A 19,824-nucleotide genomic window follows, 5' to 3' on the forward strand; every position below is an offset into this window, starting at 1 on the left:
TCTCGTCCGGATTGGGCAGGGGCGGCGCCTCGCCGGGCGGGAGATCCGGCGCCGGCTCGTCGACCGGGACCGGCGCGGGCCAGGGCGTGGACGGGGGGACGGGTTGGGGATCGGGAAACATCTTGAAACTCCCTTGTCTGACGTTCTTCCCGCAACCCGCGGGAGCGGCCCTTTGTTCCTTGCCGCCGCCACCGACAAAATTGCCCCGCGCCGATTCCCCTGCCGAAAGGAATGTCGTAGGGCTTGCCGCTGCAACGGAACGAACGGACACCCCACGCATGGCCTCCCCGGAAAGGCGCCGCCTGTCGATCCTCGGCTCGACCGGCTCGATCGGAATCAACACGCTGGGCGTGATCGCCCATCTCGGCGGGCGCGACGCCTTCGAGATCGCGGCGCTCACCGGCAACGGCAATATCGGCCTTCTGGCCGATCAGGCGCGCCGCTTTGGCGCGGATCTCGCGGTGACCGCCGATCCGCGCCGTTATGGTGAGCTGAAGGAGGCGCTTGCCGGGACCGGCATCGCCGTCGCGGCCGGCAACAGCGGCCTGATCGAGGCGGCCGAGCGGGACGCGGACTGGGTCATGGCCGCGATCGTCGGCACCGCCGGACTGATGCCGACGCTGGCCGCCGCCCGGCGCGGCGCCGACATCGCGCTCGCCAACAAGGAATGCCTCGTCTCGGCCGGCGACCTCTTCGTCGACGCGGTGCGCGAGGGCGGCGGCCGGCTGATCCCGGTCGACAGCGAACACAATGCCATCTTCCAGGTGCTGGAGGAGCGCCAGCGCGCAGCCGTCGAGCGCATCGTGCTGACCGCCTCCGGCGGCCCGTTCCGCACCTATCCGCTGGAGAGGATGCGCGACGTCACCGTCGAGACGGCGCGCGCCCATCCGAACTGGTCGATGGGCCTGAAGATCTCGATCGACAGCGCCTCGATGTTCAACAAGGCGCTGGAAATGATCGAGGCGCACCACCTCTTCCGCGTCGCGCCTGAGCAGATCGAGGTGGTCGTCCACCCGCAGTCGGTGATCCATTCGATGGTCGGCTATCGCGACGGCTCGGTGCTGGCCCAGCTCGGCAGCCCCGACATGCGCACGGCGATCGGCTACGCGCTCGCCTATCCCGACCGCCCGGCGCTGCCCGTCGCGCGGCTCGATTTCGCACGGCTTGCCCGGCTCGATTTCGAGGCGCCGGACGAGGTGCGGTTTCCGGCGCTTCGCCTTGCCCGGCTGGCGATGGCGCGCGGCGGCGTGCAAGGGGCCGTGCTGAACGGGGCCAAGGAAACGGCGCTCGACGCCTTCATCGCCGGGCGTGCCGGCTTCCTCGCCATGGCCGAGATCGTCGAAGAGGTGATGGAGCGGCTTGGCCACCTGAAGGGGGCGGCAGGCCTGGACGACATCGTCGAAGCCGACGCAGAGGCGCGCCGCATGGCGGCGGGCCTCCTCGGCTAGGAGCGACCGCCGTCAGGCGACGGCGCGGGCGAGCGCGCAGCGCGACCAGAGCTGGTGCAGCGCGCCGACCAGATGCTCGATGTCGCCGTCCGAATGGTAGGGCGCGGGCGTGATGCGCAGCCGCTCGGTCTTCTTCGGCACGGTCGGATAGTTGATCGGCTGGACATAGATGCCGAAATTGTCGAGCAGCAGGTCCGAGATCCACTTGCACTTGGCGGCATCCTTGACCATCACCGGCACGATATGGCTCGGATTGGGCATGTGCGGAATGCCGGCGGCATCGAGCGCGGCGCGCAGTTTGCGCACGCGGTCCTGGTGGCGGGCGCGCTCGAAGGGGCTGATCTTCAGGTGGCGGATCGAGGCGAGCGCGCCTGCGGCAAGCGCCGGCGGCAGCGAGGTCGTGAAGATGAAGCCCGACGCGAAGGAGCGGATGAAATCGATCAGCGCGGCCGAGCCGGTGATGTAACCGCCCATGACGCCGAAGGCCTTGCCGAGCGTGCCCTCGATCACGCTCAGCCGGTGCATCTGGCCGTCGCGCTCGGCGATGCCGCCGCCGCGCGGGCCGTAGAGGCCGACCGCATGCACCTCGTCCAGATAGGTCAGCGCGCCGAAACGGTCGGCGAGATCGCAGATCTCCCGGATCGGCGCGATGTCGCCATCCATCGAATAGACCGACTCGAAGGCGATGATCTTCGGCGCGGCCGGATCGGCCGCCTCGAGCTTGGCGCGCAGGTCGTCGAGGTCATTGTGCCGGAAGATGACGCGCTCGCACTTGGCGTGACGGATCCCCTCGATCATCGATGCATGATTCCCGGCGTCCGAGAAGACGATGGCGCCGGGAATCCTCGAACAGAGCGTCGAGAGCGTGGTCCAGTTCGACATGTAGCCGGAATTGAACAGCAGCGCCGCATCCTTGCCGTGCAGGTCGGCAAGTTCCTGCTCGAGGAGCACATGGTAATGATTGGTGCCGGAGATGTTGCGGGTGCCGCCGGCACCGGCGCCGCAGGCGTCGATCGCCTCCTTCATCGCGGCGACGACCTTCGGGTGCTGGCCCATGCCGAGATAGTCGTTGGAACACCAGACGGTGACCTCCTGCGGACCCTTCTCGGTGTGGCGGATGGCGCGGGGGAAATTGCCGGCCTGCCGTTCGAGGTCGGCAAAAACGCGGTAGCGACCCTCCTGATGCAGGCCGTCGAGCTCGCGTTTGAAGAAACTTTCGAAATCCATCACCATCTCCAGAACCGTGCCGCCCTTACTGTTGTCAAAGCCGCCGGACGTCAACCCGCCGACAGGCCAAGCGGCCGGCATGCGGCAAAAGGCCTCTAGTTTGTAACCATTCCAAAGAAACCTTAACACTGTTCATGCCGCCCCGCCTTGATGCATGTCAAGTCGCGAGGACTGTGGGAAAGAAGGAACACCGCGTCCATCCGACCTTCAGGCAAAGACAGGACCCATGAAAAAGGACGGGTCACCCCGTCCTTTCATTCGCATCGCCTGAAGGCGATCCGTCACGCGGCGGCGACGGCCCGGCGCGCCATGACCTTCACCAGATTGGCGCGATAGTCGGCCCCGGCATGGATGTCGGAAAGCAGGCCGCCGGCGTCAACGGTGACGGAACCGAGCGCGTCCGCGGAGAAATCCGCGGCGAGCGCCGCTTCGAGCCCCTCGTGGCGGAAGACCCCGTCCGAACCGGCGCCGGTCACCGCCACACGCACGCCGTCGGAGGTCTTCGCGACGAAGACGCCCGTCATCGCATAGCGCGAGGCCGGATTGCGGAACTTGGCGTAGCCCGCCTTTTCGGGGGCGTCGAAGCGCACCGCCGTGACGATCTCGCCGTCCTCCAGCGCGGTCGAGAACAGGCCGGTGAAGAAATCGCCGGCCTTGATCTCGCGGCCATTGGTGATGATCACCGCATCGAGCGCCAGCATGGCGGCGGGATAGTCGGCGGCGGGATCGTTGTTGGCGATCGACCCGCCGATCGTACCCATGTGCCGGACATGCGGATCGCCGATCACCTGAGCGAGCGACGTCAGGGCCGGGCAGACCGCGGCGATCTCGGCGGAGGCGGCGACCTCCGCATGGGTGGTCGCCGCGCCGATGCGGACCGTACGACCGTTGACGGAGATCCCCCTCAGCCCGTCGATGTGGCGAAGGTCGATCAGGTCGCTCGGCTGGGCAAGGCGCTGCTTCATCGTCGCGATCAGCGTCATGCCGCCCGAGAGATACTTGCCCTCGCCGGCATCCGACATCTGCTTGACGGCATCCTCGACGGAGGAGGCTCGATGGTAATGGGTCTCATACATCTCGTGATCCTCTCCGTTTCAGGCGGCGTTCAGCGCGCGCCAGACCTTCTGCGGCGTCGCCGGCATGGTCAGGCCGTTGTTGCCGATGGCGTCGGTGATGGCATTGATCAGCGCCGGCGGCGAGCCGATGGCGCCGGCCTCGCCGCAGCCCTTGATGCCGAGCGGGTTCGACGGGCAGGGCGTCGTCTGGTGCGAGACCGAGAAGGACGGCAGGTCGTCGGCGCGCGGCATGGCATAGTCCATGTAGCTCGCCGTCAGCAGCTGGCCGTTGGCGTCGTAGTGGACACCTTCGAGCAGCGCCTGGCCGATGCCCTGCGCGATGCCGCCATGCACCTGGCCCTCGACGATCATCGGATTGATGATGTTGCCGAAATCGTCGGCGGCCACAAACTGGATGATGTCGGTCGATCCCGTTTCCGGATCGACCTCGACCTCGCAGATGTAGCAGCCGGCCGGGAAGGTAAAGTTCGACGGATCGTAGAAGGCGCTCTCCTTCAGGCCCGGCTCCATGCCGGCCGGCAGGTTGTGCGCGGTATAGGCGGCAAGCGCCACCTGGAACCAGGGCACGGTCTTGTCGGTGCCGGCGACCTTCGCCTCGCCGTTCTCGATGACGATGTCGGCCTCGTCCGCCTCCATCAGATGCGCGGCGATGGTCTTCGCCTTCTTCTCGACCTTGTCAAGCGCCTTGACGATCGCCGACATGCCGACCGCGCCGGAGCGCGACCCATAGGTGCCCATGCCCATCTGCACCTTGTCGGTGTCGCCATGGACGATGTTGACATTGTCGATCGGCAGGCCGAAGCGGTCGGCGATCAGCTGGGCGAAGGTCGTCTCGTGGCCCTGGCCGTGGCTGTGAGAACCGGTGAGAACCTCGATCGTACCGACGGCATTGACGCGCACCTCGGCGGATTCCCAAAGGCCGACGCCGGCGCCGAGCGAGCCGACGGCAGCCGACGGCGCGATGCCGCAGGCCTCGATGTAGCAGCTCATGCCGATGCCACGCTTCTTGCCGCGCCCCTCGGCCTCCGCCTTGCGGGCGACAAAGCCGGCATAGTCGGCCGCAGCCATCGCCGCCTCCAGCGAGGCCTCGAAGTCGCCGGCGTCGTAGTTCATGATCACCGGCGTCTGGTGCGGGAAGGACCGGACGAAGTTCTTCCGCCGGAGTTCGGCGGGCGAGATGCCGAGCTCGCGCGCGGCGGTTTCCATCGTGCGCTCCAGAAGGTAGGTCGCCTCCGGCCGGCCGGCGCCGCGGTAGGCATCGACGGGCGCCGTCGTCGTGTAGACGGCGCGGACATTGGCGTGGATCGCCGGGATGTCGTACTGGCCGGAGAGCAGCGTGGCGTAAAGATAGGTCGGCACGGCCGAGGAGAACAGCGACATGTAGGCGCCGAGATTGGCGATCGTGTCGACATGCAGTCCGACGATGCGGTGATCGGCGTCGAAGCCCATCTTCACCGTCGTCACATGGTCGCGGCCATGGGCGTCCGTGAGGAAGGCCTCGGTGCGGTCGGACGTCCATTTCACCGGAACGCCGGTGCGCTTGGACGCCCACAGACAGACGATCTCTTCCGGATAGATATAGATCTTCGAGCCGAAGCCGCCGCCGACATCGGGGGCGATGACGCGCAGCTTGTTTTCCGGCGCGACATTGTAGAAGGCGCTCATCACCAGCCGCGCGACATGCGGGTTCTGGCTGGTGGTGTAGCAGGTGTAGTGGTCCTCGGCCGAATCGTAGATGCCGAGCGCCGCGCGCGGCTCCATCGGGTTCGGCGACAGGCGGTTGTTGAGGATCTTCATCTCCGTCACATGGGCGGCGCCGGCAAGCGCCGTCTCGGTCGCCGCCGGATCGCCGAGCTGCCAGTCGAAGATCAGGTTGTTCGGCGCCTCCGGATGGATCTGCGGCTGGCCGGCCTCCAGCGTCTTCACCGGATCGACCACCGCCGGCAGTTCCTCGTAGTCGACGACGACCGTCTCGGCCGCGTCACGGGCAAGCGCCACGCTGTCGGCGATGACGACGGCGACGGCATCGCCGACATAGCGCACCGTCTCGTGCGCGATCGGACGCCAGGCGCCCATCTTCATCGGCGAGCCGTCCTTCGAGTGGATCATCCAGCCGCAGATGAGATTTCCGATGCCGTCGGCCTGCAGCTGCTTGCCGTCGAGCACGGCGATCACGCCCGGCATGGCCTCGGCCGCCGAGACATCGATGCCGGTGATCCTCGCATGTGCATGCGGACTGCGGACGAAGGCGGCGAACTTCATGCCCGGAACGCTCATGTCGTCCGTGTAGCGGCCCTTGCCGGTGAGGAACCTCTTGTCTTCCTTGCGCGCCACGCGCGCGCCGATGCCTTCAACACCCATGGTCTTCTCCTCCAGAGAAAAATGACGTCAGCGGGAACAGCCTGGCCGGAGGCCCCGAGGCGGACGCGCGGTCCACGCCGGGCATCCGTGCGCCTGAGGCTATTCCGCAGCCTGCTTCGCGTTCGCGCCCATGTCGGCGGCGGCCGCTAGGATCGCCTTGACGATGTTGTGATAGCCGGTGCACCGACAGATGTTGCCATCGAGTTCGGAGCGGACCGTCTCCTCGTCGAGGTCGGCGCCGTGGCGGTTGATCATGTCGATCGCCGCCATCACCATGCCGGGCGTGCAGAAACCGCATTGCAGGCCGTGATGCGCCTTGAAGGCCGCCTGCACCGGATGCAGGTCGCCGCCGGCTGCGACCCCCTCGATCGTCGTGACGGTCGAGCCGGACGCCTGCGCGGCGAGGATCGTGCAGCTCTTCACCGACTTTCCGTCGAGATGGACGACGCAGGCGCCGCACTGCGTCGTGTCGCAGCCGACATGCGTCCCCGTCAGCGCCAGGTTCTCCCTGAGAAACTGCACCAGCAGCGTGCGGTCGTCGCAGCTTCCGCTGACCGCGCGGCCGTTGACCGTCATTTTAATCGAAGCCATCCCGTTCTCCTCCGAACAGGCCGCGTCGCGCAGGAATGATCGACCGACCGACTGGCGGCGGGTCCCTCCATCCCAGGGCGGCCCTCATGAACTTTTCCGACCGGCGGCCCATTCCTCCCGGACCGCGCGCCCGGCCGCATCATTTGTCCTTTTCGAAGCGGGAGCAACCGGTTCTTCGCGGCGGGCTCGAAAAAATATTTCTCCAGACTGTCGCATTCCTGAGACAGCGCCCTTTCATGCCCCGTTCCGTCCGCTGCCACGCGCGGCGTTCAGGCGTGGAAAAAACATCAATGGCGCCCGTGGACTTTCCGGGTTCGCGCCTTATTCTCCCTTCACGCGAGACGATCGCGGGCGAGGCCGGAGACGGAAAGCCGCAGCCTGGCTCGCAAGGGAGACAACGGACCGCGCGGCGCACAGCCGGCTTCCGTTCAGATTCGGAGAGATTGGATGAAAAAGACAGTTGCACTCATTCTCGTCGCATTGTCGGTGGCCAGTTGCACGCAGACCGAAAAGGGTGCGGGCATCGGCGCCGTTTCGGGCGCGATCATCGGCGGCGCCGTGACCGGCAACGTCCGTGGCGCGGCCGTCGGCGCCGCGATCGGCGGCGTGTCCGGCGCGGTCATCGGCTCGGTCGCCAACCAGCCCGGCCAGTGCTACTATCGCGACCGCTACGGCCGCCGCTACATCGACGATTGCCCGCGTTGATCGGCGCAACGCCCTTACGTCAGATCGAGAAGCCCCGGTTCGGCCGGGGCTTTGTCGTTTTGGCGCAACAATGCCGGCCATTCGGCCGGAAGCGGCTTCATCCAAAAGGCAAGTTGCGGTAGACGGTTCGTTAACGAAGAAAGAACCCCGGGGCTCTATAGTCCGTCGATCCCTACCGATGAGAACGGGCCGGGCCCAGCGGCGGGAAAAGGATGGTTTTGCAGACGAGACGTTTCGCGTATCTGAGAACCTGCACGGCAGTCCTGCTTGCGGCCGGACTGGCAGGCGGAGCGATTCCGCCGCGTGACGCCCATGCATTCAAGCTCTTCGGCATGCGCTTCTTCGAGAGCGAGGAGGAAACCGTCGAGGTCATCGATCCCGTCAACTACACGTTGACGCTCGACGAGGGCACCACCGATCCCGAGCTGAAGGACACGATCGAGACCGTGTCGATGCTGAAGTCCGACGAGGGCAAGCCGGTCTCCGGCGATCTCGGCCTCGTGATCAAGGCGCGTGACGACCGCGACCGCATCCTCGCCTCCCTTTACGAGAAGGCGCGCTACGGCGCCGTCGTCAAGGTGACGCTCAACGGTCAGGAGCTCGACACGCTGCCGCCGGATCCGACCTTCCCGGACGGCAGGCCGGTGCCGGTCGCGATCAGAGTGACCCCAGGCCCCGCCTTCTCGCTCGCGTCCATCCGCTTCGAGGGCGACGCTGCCGGCAAGAGCCCGGCGGACTACGATCTCAATCCCGGCATGCGGGCGGATTCGATCGCCATCATCAAGGCCGGCGAAAAGATCGTCAACGACCTGAAGGAGGAGGGCCGCCCCTTCGCCAAGCTGACGTCGCGCGAGGTCGTCGCCGATCACAACACCTCCACCGTCTCCGTCGTCATCGCCGCCTCGGGCGGGCCGGTCGCCGATGTCGGCGCCGTCTCGGTCAAGGGCACGAAGACGGTCGATCCGGCCTTCGTCGAGGATTACTCGCGGCTGAACGGCAGCAGGCCCTATTCGCCCGAGGAGATCCGCAAGGCGGCCGAACGGCTGCGCCAGCTCGGCGTCTTCTCCAGCGTGACGATCAAGGAGGCGGACAGGCTCGCCGCCGACGGCACCCTGCCGATGACGATCGAGGTCTCGGAAGGCAAGCACCGCTATTTCGGCGTCGGCGCGCAATATTCGACGACGGACGGGCTCGGGCTGCAGGGATACTGGGGTCATCGCAACCTTTTCGGACAGGCCGAATCGCTCCGGGTCGAGGGGTCGGTCGACCGGATCGGCGAGGCCAAGGACGTCGGCAGCCTCGACTACTCCGCCGGGCTGATCTTCGCCAAGCCCGGCGCCTTCGGGCCGGCCTCGACCTTCAACGCCAGCCTCAAGGCCTCGCTCGTCGATCCCGACGCCTATTCCGCGACGATCTTCACCGGAGGCGCCGGGGCGACCTTCGAACTCTCGCCGACGGACACCATCACCGGCGGCGGCGAACTGCAATGGGCCGACATTGACGACGCTTTCGGCAAGCGCTCCTACCTGACGGCGAGCGTGCCGCTCGAATATATCCGCGACACGCGCGACAACAAGCTGAACGCCACGGAAGGATACCGGGCCGCGCTCAACGTCAAGCCGAGCTACGAGATCGACGGCCAGACCTTTTTCAGTTCACTGGAAGGATCGCTGTCGGCCTATCGGGGGATGGACGAGGCCAACCGTTTCGTGCTGGCGGGGCGCCTGACGGCGGGAACGCTGGTCGGCGGCGGCCACCTGTCGGACATTCCCGCCACCCGCCGCTTCTTCCTCGGCGGCGGCGGCTCGGTGCGCGGCTACTCGTATCAGGAGATCAGCCCGCGCGACCACAACGACGATGCGACCGGGGGGCGCTCCTATGTGAACGCGACGGCGGAAGTCCGCATCGGCGTCACCGACACGATCGGCATCGTGCCCTTCGTCGACGTCGGCACGGTCTCATCCTCGGTCACCCCGGATTTTTCCGACATCCGCGCCGGCGCCGGCGTCGGCCTGCGCTACGCGACACCGTTCGGCCCGATCCGTCTCGACGTCGCCGTGCCGCTCAACCCCTATCCCGGCGGCACCCGCTACGGCATCTATGCCGGCATCGGCCAGTCCTTCTGACGTTTTTCCATCGCGAAACGGAACCGATCGCCGCGTCAGGGCTTGAGGCTGTGAGCCGGGATTCCGCCGGTGGTCGAGATCGGATAGAAACGAGGCATGAATCAGTTTTCCCGCATCGTCACGGCCGTTACGCGATGGCTCTTTCTCGGCCTCGGCGCGCTTGTCGGGCTGGCGCTGCTGCTGGTGCTCTTCGTCGGCTTCACGGCTCCGGGCGCACGGCTCGCCGTGTCCTTCATCGAGCGCTTCGCCTCGACGCCGGACCAGATCGTCACGATCAACGATCCGGACGGGCTGCTGACCGGGAAACTGACCGCCGGTGCGATCACGCTCAACGACGGGAAGGGGATCTACGCGGAGGTGCGCGACCTCTCCGTTTCCTGGTCGCCGCTCGATCTCCTGAGCGGCCGCTTCTCGGCAGCCGCGCTCAGCGCGGGGACCGTCCGGATCGAGCGGCTTCCCACCCCCTCGAACGAGACCGAGGAGGTGCGCTCGGCCTTCGCCCTCCCCGTCGAGATCCACATCGACCGGCTGACGATCGACGAACTGATGATAGGCAAGGCGATCGCCGGCACCGACCAGGTGCTGACCGTCGCCGGTGCGGTCGACGCCACGAACGAGAGCATCGCGCTGACCCTTCAGGCGGCCGAGCGCGACCGGCCCGAAGCGGCGGCGACGGCGGACATCGTCTACGATCCCGCCAACAATGCGCTGAAGATCAAGGCCGGGATCGACGAGCCGAAGGGCGGGACGCTGGCGAAACTGCTGCGCCTGCCCGGCGAGCCCGCCGTCAACATCACCGTCGACGGCGCGGGTCCCCTTTCGGACTGGGCCGGCAAGGCGACGGCGGCGCTGGACGGCACGCCGCTTCTGTCGATCGACGCCACCCACAGGCGCGCGGAAGACGGAGTCCAGTCGGTGACGGTGGCGGGCGGCGGCGATTTCGCCGGGCTGATGCCGCCGGTCTTCCGCCCGCTCTTCGCCGGCACCGCCAGCATCGATATCGCCGCCGCCTTCTCCGGCTCCGACTGGCTGCGCATCGACAGGGGCAAGGTATCGACCGCCGCCTTCACGCTTGACGCCTCCGGCACGGCCGGGACGCGCGGCGAAAACAACCTGCGCGCCACGCTCGGCGGCGCCGACGGGCCGGTAGATTTCCGCTGGCCGATGGAGGGCGGCGAGGCCCGGCTGCTGATCGACAGCGTCAACCTTTCGCTGATCGGCGAGGCGCAGGCAGCCATTCTCGACGTCGCCGCCACCCTCGCCTCCGTCGAGATGCCGCAGGGCCGCATCGAGACTGTGAACCTCTCCGCCTATAGCGACAGCTTCGACCTGAAGAACCGTACGGGCACGCTGACCACACGGGTCTCGACCGGCGCGACCGCGCTCGCGAATGCCGACCTCGACCGGCTGATCAAGGGGCCGGTGACGCTGAACGGAACGCTCGGCGTTTCTCCCGAGACGATCCGCTTCGATCCCCTGACGCTCGAAAGCGCCAGCATCGGCGGCACCGTCAACGGCAGCTACGGCATATCCGGAAACACCGTCGAGACAGCCTTCAAGCTCTTCGCGCTTCCGGCCGTGCTGCCGCCGGCGATCGCGGAGAAATTCGATACCACGGTCGCGCTCGCCGGCACGCTCACCCGCGACGCGGAGGGACGGCTTTCGGTCGAAGGCCTCGACATCGCTTCCGGCACGGTGACGGGCAAGGGGTCGCTCTCGCTTGACGGCGACGCCGTCGCCGCCACGCTCGACGGCACCCTGCCCGACCTCGGCAAGCTCCTTGCCGATGCGCGCGGCAACGCCGCCTTCGATCTCGCCGTGTCCGGCACGCTCGACGCGCCGGCGATCCGCCTCGGCCTCACCTCGAGCGGCGCGACGCTTGCCGGCCGGACGCTCAGCGACCTTGTCCTTTCCGCCGACGCGACGCTGCCGCCGACCGGCCCGGAGGCGAGCCTCACGGCCACAGGCGCCCTCGGCGGCCAGGCGATCAACGTCAAGGCCAATGTCGTCTCTCGCGACGGCGCCACCTCCATTCCCGAACTTCAGGCGCAGATCGGCGAGAACCGGCTGAGCGGCGCGCTGGCGCTGACGGACGATTTCAAGCCGAACGGCGCGCTGAGCTTCACATTCCCGGACATCGCCCTTCTCGCCGCCATGGCCGGAGAGAAGGCCGCGGGCGATCTTGCCGGCTCCGTCGACATCCGCACCACCAACGGCGTCACGTCGCTGGCGCTGAAGGCGTCCGGCGGCGGTATCCGCCGCGACGCGCTCGCAGTGACGCGCCCCGTCGTCGACCTGACCGTCGCCGACATCGCCAGGCTCGCGGCCAAGGGGCGGATCACGGCGGAGAGTGTCGCGCAAGGCGACAACCGGCTGTCGCGCCTCGCGCTCGACGTCGACCATGACGGCGCCGCCACCGGCTTCCGGCTGCGCGGCGACTATGACGGCGCGCCGCTTGCCGCTGATGGCAGCGTCGCGGTCGCCGGGGGCCGGACGACCGTACGCCTTTCCTCCTTCTCCGCCGCGCCGCGCCGCATTCCGCTGGCACTGTCGCAGCCGGTGGCGATCACGATCGAGAACGGGCGCGTCACGCTCGGCGGCCTGACCATCGGCGCCTCCGGGGGAACGGTCGCCGTGTCCGGCACTGCCGGCGAAAGGCTCGATCTCGCATTGCGTCTGAACGCCCTGCCGGCAGCGCTCGCCAACACGTTTTCACCCTCGCTCGGCGCCGAAGGGCGGATCGGCGGCACCGTCAACGTCACGGGCACGGCGGCCGCGCCGGTCGTCGCCTATGATCTCACCTGGACGGGGGCGGCGGCGGCGCAGACGCGATCGGCCGGCGTCGGGCCGTTCGGCATCACCGCGAAAGGCCGGCTCGCCGACAACACGCTCACCATCGACACGGCGCTCAGTGGCGGCGGCCTCTCCTTCCGCGGCGGCGGCACGCTCGGCATCACCGGTTCGATGCCCGCCAACCTGCGCTTTTCCGGCACGCTGCCCTTCGACCTCGTCGATCCCTTCCTCGCGCCGCAGGGGTTCCAGCTGACCGGCTCGGCTGCGGCCGACGTGGCGGTCTCCGGGCCGATCCGGTCGCCGCAGATCACCGGTTCGGTGACGACCAGCGGCGCGCGCCTCGTCGACGTCCGCCGCAATCTCGCGATCGAGGGACTGACGGCACGCGTCACGCTCTCCGGCAACCAGGCGACCATCGCATCGGCGACCGGACGGCTGTCGACCGGCGGAACGCTCACCGTCGGCGGCACAATCGGCACGGCGCCCGGTTCCGGCTTCCCCGCCAACCTGCAGATCACGCTGCGCAACCTCACTTATGCCGATGGGGCGCTGGTCACGGCGACGGCGAACGGGGCACTGACGGTCACCGGCCCGCTGGCGAGCGCGCCGGTTCTCGGCGGCCGGATCGATGTCGGCAAGGCCTCGATCACGATCCCGCAGAAACTGCCCTCCTCGCTCTCCGAGATCGCCATCACCCACCGCAATGCGTCTGGCGCGGTGAAGAGGATGACCTCGGACCTGAAGCAGGACCAGGGCGGAGGCGGCACCGCCGGCGGGGGCGGCACCGGCCTCGGCTTCAACCTCGTCGTCGATGCGCCGAGCCGGATCTTCGTGCGCGGCCGCGGCATCGATGCGGAACTCGGCGGCCGGCTGACCATCACCGGCACCGCCGCCTCGCCCTCGATCTCCGGTGGCTTCACCATGCGGCGCGGCCGGCTCGAAATCCTCGCCAAGCGGCTGGATTTCACCGACCGCAGCAGCATCACCTTCGGCGGCGGCATGGTGCCGACGCTCAACCTCGACGCGACCACGACCGCCGGATCGACGACGATCACGGTCAACGTCGCCGGCCCCGCCAACAATCCGGCCGTCACCTTCACCTCGTCCCCGGCCCTGCCGCAGGACGAGATCCTCGCCCAGCTGATCTTCAACCGGTCGCTGTCCAACCTCTCCGCATTGCAGATCGCCCAGCTCGCCAGCGCCGTCAGCCAGCTCGCCGGCGGCCAGTCGACCTCGCTGCTCGATGGTCTGCGCAACAAGCTCGGCGTCGACGACCTCGACATCACCACCGACGAGAGCGGCGGCGCCCAGGTCCGGGCCGGCAAATACCTGAACGACCGCACCTATATCGAGCTGCAGAGCGGAACCGAGGCCGGCGGCGGCAAGGCGGTGATCAATCTTGACGTCGGCCGCGGCGTGAAGCTGCGCGGCGAGGCCGGGGCCGACGGCTCGGCCGCCGGCATCTTCTACGAGAAGGAATACTGACGCGGGGGATCGCCGGTCGGGTTCGTTGGGACCCCGGCCGGTGCCTGAGCATTTCCGGCCGAAACACGATCGCGCCCGCGGAGCGCCCCTAAGGCGTGTCGCGACCTTTCAGAGTCGCTCGCATGCTTTAGGTCTTTGTTTTTACGCGTGTCTTTTCGCAAGACCGCTGCACATCTTTGCGAGACACCCTTTAAAGCGGCGCCGCCATCTTGCTGGTCTTCAGAAGGATGCTCGTCTCGGTGTGATTGATGCCGTCGATCAGCCGGATACGCCTCAGCGTGTCGTCGAAGCCGGAGAGGTCGCGGTCCTCGATCTCGGCGATGAAGTCCCACTTGCCATTGGTCGAATGCAGGGCCCGGACCTGCGGCAGGCCGCGCAGCTGGTCCGCCACCCGCTCGGCGATCCGGCCGCGCACCTCGATCATCACGATCGCCCGCACTCCCCGCCGCTCCTGGTCCGCCACCGTCCGGATCGTGAATCCGGTGATCGTGCCATTTGCCACCAGCCGGTCGATCCGCGCCGACACCGTCGCGCGGGAAACGCCGGTCATCGCCGCGAGGCTTGCGACCGGCAGCCGCGCATTCTGGCGCAAGGCGGCGATGAGGGCCTGGTCGAGATCGTCCATCGGGTGACACTTTGATTAATGAGGATTAACAAGATGCGAGATTGAGCAGAATTATCGACGATTTCCCCGCTATTTGCCAGCATCGAAGAGGCCCATCCTGAAAGGCGTTACAACGAGGGCCACGCCATGCACACCATCGCGCTGATCGGCGCACCGATCGAGGAGGGCTCGGGCCGGCGCGGCGCCGCGATGGGACCGACTGCGCTGCGCATCGCCGGCATCGACACGGCCCTTGCCGGCCTCGGCTTCACGATCGAGGACACCGGTGACCTCAGCCCCGAGCCGGCCGTCGAGCTCGGCACGCATAAGGGCGCACGGAACCTTCCGGTGGTCGCCGGCTTCGCCCGCGCCCTCGACGCGGCCACCCATGCCGCCGCGGCGCGCGGCCACCTGCCGGTCATCCTGGGAGGCGATCATTCGCTGTCGATGGGAAGCGTCTCCGGCATGGCGCGCCACGCCGCCGTCCTCGGCCGGCCGCTCTTCGTCCTCTGGCTCGACGCCCATGCCGATTTCAATTCGCCGGACACCTCCCCCTCCGGCAACATGCACGGCATGCCGGTCGCCTTCTTCTGCGGCGAGGCAGAATTCGCGCCGATCCTCGCAAGCGACCGGCCATTCGTCGATCCGCGCCGCGTCTACCAGCTCGGCATCCGCTCGGTCGACCAGCGCGAGCGCGAGGAGATCCGCGAGCACGGCGTCAACGTCTTCGATATGCGCGCCATCGACGAGCACGGCGTCGGCGCGATCCTGCGCGAGATCATCGCGCGGGTCGAGGCGGAGAACGGGCTCCTGCATGTCAGCCTCGATGTCGACTTCCTCGATCCGGACATCGCGCCGGGCGTCGGCACGACGGTGCCCGGCGGCGCCACCTTCCGCGAGGCCCATCTCGTCATGGAGATGCTGCACGACAGCGGCCTCGTCTCCTCGCTCGACCTCGTCGAGCTGAACCCGTTCCTCGACGATCGCGGCCGTTCGGCCCGCATCCTTGTCGAGCTGACCGCGAGCCTCTTCGGCCGCCGCGTGCTCGACCGCCCGACCCGCAGCGCCTGACCAGAGCAATTCCAGTCAAATCCGGATCGGATTTGACGCCCGGACGAAGCGTTAAAACAAAAGAGAGCCTATCCGGTGAACCGGTGTTCGCCGGGCATGCCCAAAAAGGGAGTCCCCGATGAGCCACGCCGACCGCCTGATCGAGACCGAGCACCGCCTCGGCGCCCACAATTACAAGCCCCTCGACGTCGTCCTGACGCGCGGCGCCGGCGTTCATGTCTGGGATACCGAGGGCAGGCGCTACCTCGACTGCCTGTCGGCCTATTCCGCCGTCAACCAGGGCCATTGCCATCCGGGGATCCTCGCGGCGATGACGGAGCAGGCGGCGAAGCTGACGCTGACATCGCGGGCGTTCCGCAACGACCAGCTCGCGCTGCTCTACGAGGACATCGCCGCGCTGACCGGCAGCCACAAGATCCTGCCGATGAATTCGGGCGCCGAGGCGGTGGAGACGGCGGTCAAGGCCGTGCGCAAATGGGGCTACGAGGTCAAGGGCGTGCCGGAGAACCGGGCCGAGATCATCGTCTGCGCCGACAATTTCCACGGCCGCACCATGGGGATCGTCGGTTTTTCCACGGATCCGGATGCGCGCACGGGCTTCGGCCCCTTCGCGCCCGGCTTCGTCACCGTGCCCTTCGGCGATCTCGACGCCTTCCGGGCGGCGATCACCGAAAACACCGTCGCTTTCCTGGTCGAGCCGATCCAGGGCGAGGCCGGCGTCATCCTGCCGCCTTCTGGCTATTTCCCGGCCGTGCGGACGCTTTGCACCCGCCACGGCATCACCCTGATCCTCGACGAGATCCAGACCGGGCTTGGCCGGACGGGCAAACTGCTCGCCGAGGAACACGAAGGCATCGAGGCGGATGTGACGCTGATCGGCAAGGCGCTGTCGGGCGGCTTCTATCCGGTCTCGGCCGTGCTTTCGAATTCGGATGTGCTCGGCGTGCTGAAGCCCGGCCAGCACGGCTCGACCTTCGGCGGAAATCCGCTCGCCTGCGCCGTGGCCCGCGCCGCGCTGAAGGCATTGACGCAGGAGGGCATGATCGACAATGCCGAGCGCATGGGCGCCCGTTTCAAGGCGGGGCTCGGCGCGCTGCGGTCGAACCTTGTCGCCGAGGTGCGCGGGCGCGGCCTGATGCTCGCCGTCGAGCTCGTGCCCGAGGCCGGCGGTGCCCGGCGCGTCTGCGAGAGGCTCAAGGACCGGGGGCTGCTCGCCAAGGACACCCACGGGCATACGATCCGCATCGCCCCGCCGCTCGTCATCCGCGAGGAGGAGGTGGACTGGGCGGTCGACCAGTTTGCCGCCGTTCTTTGCGCCGCATGAGGAACGGGGCCGACCGGTGAAATCTTCCTTAACGATTGCCGCCTATAGTTGCCTGACGGCGTGAACGGTCCGATCGACCGCGCATGATGCAGACGCGCCGGACCGGATCACCGGCACCCCGCTATCCCCTTGAAGACGTGGCCCGCGAGCGCCGACAGGACACGCCCGCGGCCGGAAGGACCACCGATGACATCCACTTTGAAAATGGCGGGCTTCGACGGCGAGACGCTGGAAATCATCGCTTTCCGCCTGCACGACCAGGAATTCTGCGTCAAGACGACGACGATCCGCGAGATCCGCGGCTGGGCGCCCTCGACGCCGATCCCCCATTCGCCGCCGGACGTGCTCGGCGTGATGAACCTGCGCGGCACCGTGATCCCGATCATCGACCTCGCCTACAAGCTCGGCATGACCAGCACGGTCGCCAACGAGCGCAGCGCCATCGTCGTCGCCGAGGTGCACAACATGGTGATCGGCCTCGTGGTCGATCGCGTCTCCGACATCCTGACGGTGCGCGCCAGCGAGGTGCAGCCGGTGCCGGAGGTGACTGCCTCCTTCGACCGCAGCTATGCCGAAGGCATCATCGCCAACGAGCACGGCATGATCTGCTTCCTGAACCTCGCGCGCATGTTCAAGGAACACGACGCCGACGACATGGCCGCCTGAGCCGATCTCCGCCCGCCATCCCGCGATGGCAGGCGGAGCGTTGCCCGGATCAGGCCTTGGGCGTGAAGGGTTGCGGCCGGCGGCCGGTACCCTGCCGCTCGAGCATCCAGCCCGGATATTCGGGTGCGAGCGCGCTGACCGCATCGAGCTCGGCCAGTTCTTCCGCCGAAAGCTGGAGCTTCGTCGCGCTGATGTTCTGTTCGAGCTGGTCCATCCGCTTCGCGCCGATGATGACGCTCGTGACGAAGGGTTTTGCCAGGAGATAGGCGAGCGCCACTTCCGCGACACTGACACCACGGGCATCGGCGATCCTGCGCATCGCCGCGACGATCGTCCACGCCTTGTCCTTGTCGACCGGCGGGAAATCGAAATTCGCCCGCCGCCCCTCGCCGTTGCCCGGCGCGCCCGGACCGTACTTGCCCGAAAGCAGGCCGCCTGCGAGCGGCGACCAGACCATCAGGCCGAGCTTTTCCTCCTGCATCAGTGGCACGATCTCGCGTTCGAGATCACGGCCGGCGATCGAGTAATAGGCCTGCACCGTCTCGAAACGGGCAAAACCGCGCCGCTCGGATATGCCGAGCGCCTTGGCGATGCGCCAGGCCGCCCAGTTGGAGAGGCCGATATAGCGCACCAGCCCGCGCGAGACGAGATCGTCGAGCGCGCGCAGCGTCTCCTCGATCGGCGTCACCGTGTCGGTGCCGTGGATCTGGTAGAGGTCGATATGATCGGTCTGCAGCCGTTCGAGGCTTTCCTCGACCGATTGCATGATATGGCCGCGCGAGGCGCCGCGATCATTGGGCTTGTCACCCATCTGGCCGAGGAATTTCGTCGCGATGACGACATCCTTGCGGGCGACGCCGAGGTTTTTCAGCGACTGGCCGAGGATGCGTTCCGACTGGCCGAAGGAATAGACATTGGCGGTGTCGATGAAGTTGATGCCGGCGTCGAGCGAGCGCCTGACGATGGCGTCGGCCGACGCCTGGTCGACATCGGCGATCTGGCCCCAGAGGCTGGCGCTGTTGGCCTCGCCGAAGGTCATGGTGCCGAGGCAGAGTTCCGAGACGAAGAGGCCGGTATGGCCCAGTTGATGGTAGCGCATGGAAATCCCTTTCGATGAAAGGAGGAACGGATGATGTCAGGGGAGCCGTCGGGAAGGCGCGAACGCGCGAAAGACCGGAAGGGAAGGACGAAATCCGGTGAGGGCCCTCAGAGTATGTAGGTGGAAAACCGACCCGTTCAACCGCCCGGAAGGCGGCCGATCCAGATTCGATGAAAAAACCTGTCGAGATCCGTGAGACCCGCCTGTGGCCCACGCGTCAAGCGCTGGTCGCGGGAGCGGGCTCCACCGGCGCGGGGCGCCTGATCAGCCGGGCGGCATCGATTACCAGCGGATCGAGCCCTGTCCCCCCGGCATCGACGATGGCGAAGAAGGCGCGGCGCATGCGGGCTTCCCAGAACTTGTTGATATGGGTCGCGACACCGGTCGCCCGCTCCGCTTCCGGCTGCGAGGCGAAGAAGGTGGCGATCTGGTTCGCCATGTAGACGAGCTTTTCGTCCGTGGTCCTGCTCTCATGCGACATGGGTCGCCTCTTTGGGCTCGATGCGACGGGGATGGGTGAAGACGTCGAATTCGTCGCCGCGCACCAGCGCGACGAGGGTCATCCCGGCGTCCTGCGCCGTGCGGATGGCGAGCGCCGTCGGCGCGGAAATGGCAATGATGAACGGACTGCCGATGATGGCGGTCTTCTGCACCATCTCCACCGACACCCGGCTGGTGACGACGACGGCGCCGTCGCGGCCGGAAAAGCCGGCGCGGGCGGCCGCACCCACGAGCTTGTCGAGCGCATTGTGACGCCCGACATCCTCGCGCACCGCGACCAGCCCCCGGGCCGGCACATAGAAGCCGGCGCCGTGCACGGCGCGCGTCTCGGCATGCAGCGGCTGGGCGCCGTTCAACAGCGCCACCGCCTCGACGATCTCGTCCTCGCTCAAGCGAAGGGCGGATGCGGACACGTCCGGCGTCGCCCGCACCGCCTGCTCGATCGACTCGATGCCGCAGAGACCGCAGCCGACCGGACCGGCCAGATGCCGGCGCCGGGCCCGCAGCCGATCCTCCCTCTCGGTGTTGAGCGTGATCTGCACATCGATGCCCTTGTCCTCGACGAGGATCTCGATCGTCTCGATCTCCGCCGTACCGGCGACGATCCCCTCCGTCAGGCTGAAGCCGGTGGCGAAATCCTCAAGATCGGCGGGTGTCGCCATCATCACCGCATGGGTCGAGCCGCCATAGGAAAACGCCACCGGCGTTTCCTCCGGCACGGTCCGTTCGGCGCTGCGCATCCGACCC

Annotated in this window: 15 protein-coding genes; 7 read left to right on the top strand and 8 right to left on the bottom strand. The window is 67.5% G+C overall.

The features are described from left to right. The first annotated feature begins 278 nt into the window (after positions 1-278). Positions 279-1,448 (top strand): 1-deoxy-D-xylulose-5-phosphate reductoisomerase, encoded by a 1,170-nt coding sequence (dxr, locus tag ACEVQ6_RS20860; protein WP_374890979.1) that lies wholly within the window; start codon positions 279-281, stop codon positions 1,446-1,448. A gap of 12 nt (positions 1,449-1,460) precedes the next feature. Here dxr and hemA read toward each other — a convergent pair whose 3' ends face one another. The 4 genes from hemA to ACEVQ6_RS20880 form a co-directional block, all read right to left on the bottom strand. After that, the gene (gene hemA, locus ACEVQ6_RS20865) at positions 1,461-2,675 is read right to left on the bottom strand and encodes a 5-aminolevulinate synthase (protein ID WP_374890980.1); all 1,215 of its coding nucleotides are present in this window, start codon (positions 2,673-2,675) and stop codon (positions 1,461-1,463) included. Between the two features lie 281 nt (positions 2,676-2,956). Beyond that, positions 2,957-3,751, bottom strand: a complete 795-nt coding sequence (locus tag ACEVQ6_RS20870; RefSeq protein WP_374890981.1) for an FAD binding domain-containing protein — start codon at positions 3,749-3,751, stop codon at positions 2,957-2,959. A gap of 18 nt (positions 3,752-3,769) precedes the next feature. After that, a complete protein-coding gene (locus ACEVQ6_RS20875; RefSeq protein ID WP_374890982.1) occupies positions 3,770-6,112 on the bottom strand; it encodes a xanthine dehydrogenase family protein molybdopterin-binding subunit in 2,343 nt (780 codons plus the stop codon). 99 nt (positions 6,113-6,211) lie between these two features. Continuing rightward, complete coding sequence (locus tag ACEVQ6_RS20880) at positions 6,212-6,703, bottom strand: (2Fe-2S)-binding protein (RefSeq protein ID WP_374890983.1); 492 nt, start codon at positions 6,701-6,703, stop codon at positions 6,212-6,214. A gap of 447 nt (positions 6,704-7,150) precedes the next feature. On the opposite strand from ACEVQ6_RS20880, the gene ACEVQ6_RS20885 reads away from it, so the two are divergent. From ACEVQ6_RS20885 to ACEVQ6_RS20895, 3 genes are all read left to right on the top strand, one after another. Then, complete coding sequence (locus tag ACEVQ6_RS20885) at positions 7,151-7,408, top strand: YMGG-like glycine zipper-containing protein (RefSeq protein WP_374890984.1); 258 nt, start codon at positions 7,151-7,153, stop codon at positions 7,406-7,408. 212 nt (positions 7,409-7,620) lie between these two features. Then, positions 7,621-9,534, top strand: coding sequence for an autotransporter assembly complex protein TamA (locus tag ACEVQ6_RS20890; protein WP_374890985.1), 1,914 nt, complete (start codon positions 7,621-7,623; stop codon positions 9,532-9,534). Positions 9,535-9,630: 96 nt separating this feature from the next. Then, positions 9,631-13,812, top strand: coding sequence for a translocation/assembly module TamB domain-containing protein (locus ACEVQ6_RS20895; RefSeq protein ID WP_374890986.1), 4,182 nt, complete (start codon positions 9,631-9,633; stop codon positions 13,810-13,812). Between the two features lie 190 nt (positions 13,813-14,002). Here the strand turns inward: ACEVQ6_RS20895 and ACEVQ6_RS20900 are convergent, their stop codons facing one another. Continuing rightward, a complete protein-coding gene (locus ACEVQ6_RS20900; RefSeq protein WP_374890987.1) occupies positions 14,003-14,437 on the bottom strand; it encodes an Lrp/AsnC family transcriptional regulator in 435 nt (144 codons plus the stop codon). 126 nt (positions 14,438-14,563) lie between these two features. Here ACEVQ6_RS20900 and rocF point away from each other — a divergent pair, with 126 nt between their 5' ends. The 3 genes from rocF to ACEVQ6_RS20915 all read left to right on the top strand — a co-directional run bounded on the left by rocF (position 14,564) and on the right by ACEVQ6_RS20915 (position 17,477). Further along, positions 14,564-15,487: an arginase gene (rocF, locus tag ACEVQ6_RS20905; protein ID WP_374890988.1), complete on the top strand. Its 924-nt coding sequence runs from the start codon at positions 14,564-14,566 to the stop codon at positions 15,485-15,487. Between the two features lie 118 nt (positions 15,488-15,605). Then, complete coding sequence (gene rocD / locus ACEVQ6_RS20910; RefSeq protein ID WP_374890989.1) at positions 15,606-16,811, top strand: ornithine--oxo-acid transaminase; 1,206 nt, start codon at positions 15,606-15,608, stop codon at positions 16,809-16,811. Between the two features lie 186 nt (positions 16,812-16,997). Further along, complete coding sequence (locus ACEVQ6_RS20915; RefSeq protein ID WP_374890990.1) at positions 16,998-17,477, top strand: chemotaxis protein CheW; 480 nt, start codon at positions 16,998-17,000, stop codon at positions 17,475-17,477. Between the two features lie 49 nt (positions 17,478-17,526). Here the strand turns inward: ACEVQ6_RS20915 and ACEVQ6_RS20920 are convergent, their stop codons facing one another. The 3 genes from ACEVQ6_RS20920 to fdhD all read right to left on the bottom strand — a co-directional run bounded on the left by ACEVQ6_RS20920 (position 17,527) and on the right by fdhD (position 19,817). Continuing rightward, positions 17,527-18,576, bottom strand: coding sequence for an aldo/keto reductase (locus ACEVQ6_RS20920; RefSeq protein WP_374890991.1), 1,050 nt, complete (start codon positions 18,574-18,576; stop codon positions 17,527-17,529). Positions 18,577-18,793: 217 nt separating this feature from the next. Continuing rightward, entirely contained in the window at positions 18,794-19,057 is a 264-nt protein-coding gene (locus ACEVQ6_RS20925) for a formate dehydrogenase subunit delta (protein WP_374890992.1), read from the bottom strand. After that, complete coding sequence (gene fdhD, locus ACEVQ6_RS20930; protein ID WP_374891001.1) at positions 19,047-19,817, bottom strand: formate dehydrogenase accessory sulfurtransferase FdhD; 771 nt, start codon at positions 19,815-19,817, stop codon at positions 19,047-19,049. Before fdhD ends, ACEVQ6_RS20925 begins: the two co-directional genes overlap by 11 nt. Positions 19,818-19,824: the final 7 nt, after the last annotated feature.

The sequence above is a fragment of the Ensifer soli genome, assembly GCF_041928815.1.
In the GTDB taxonomy this organism is placed as follows: domain Bacteria; phylum Pseudomonadota; class Alphaproteobacteria; order Rhizobiales; family Rhizobiaceae; genus JBHFEI01.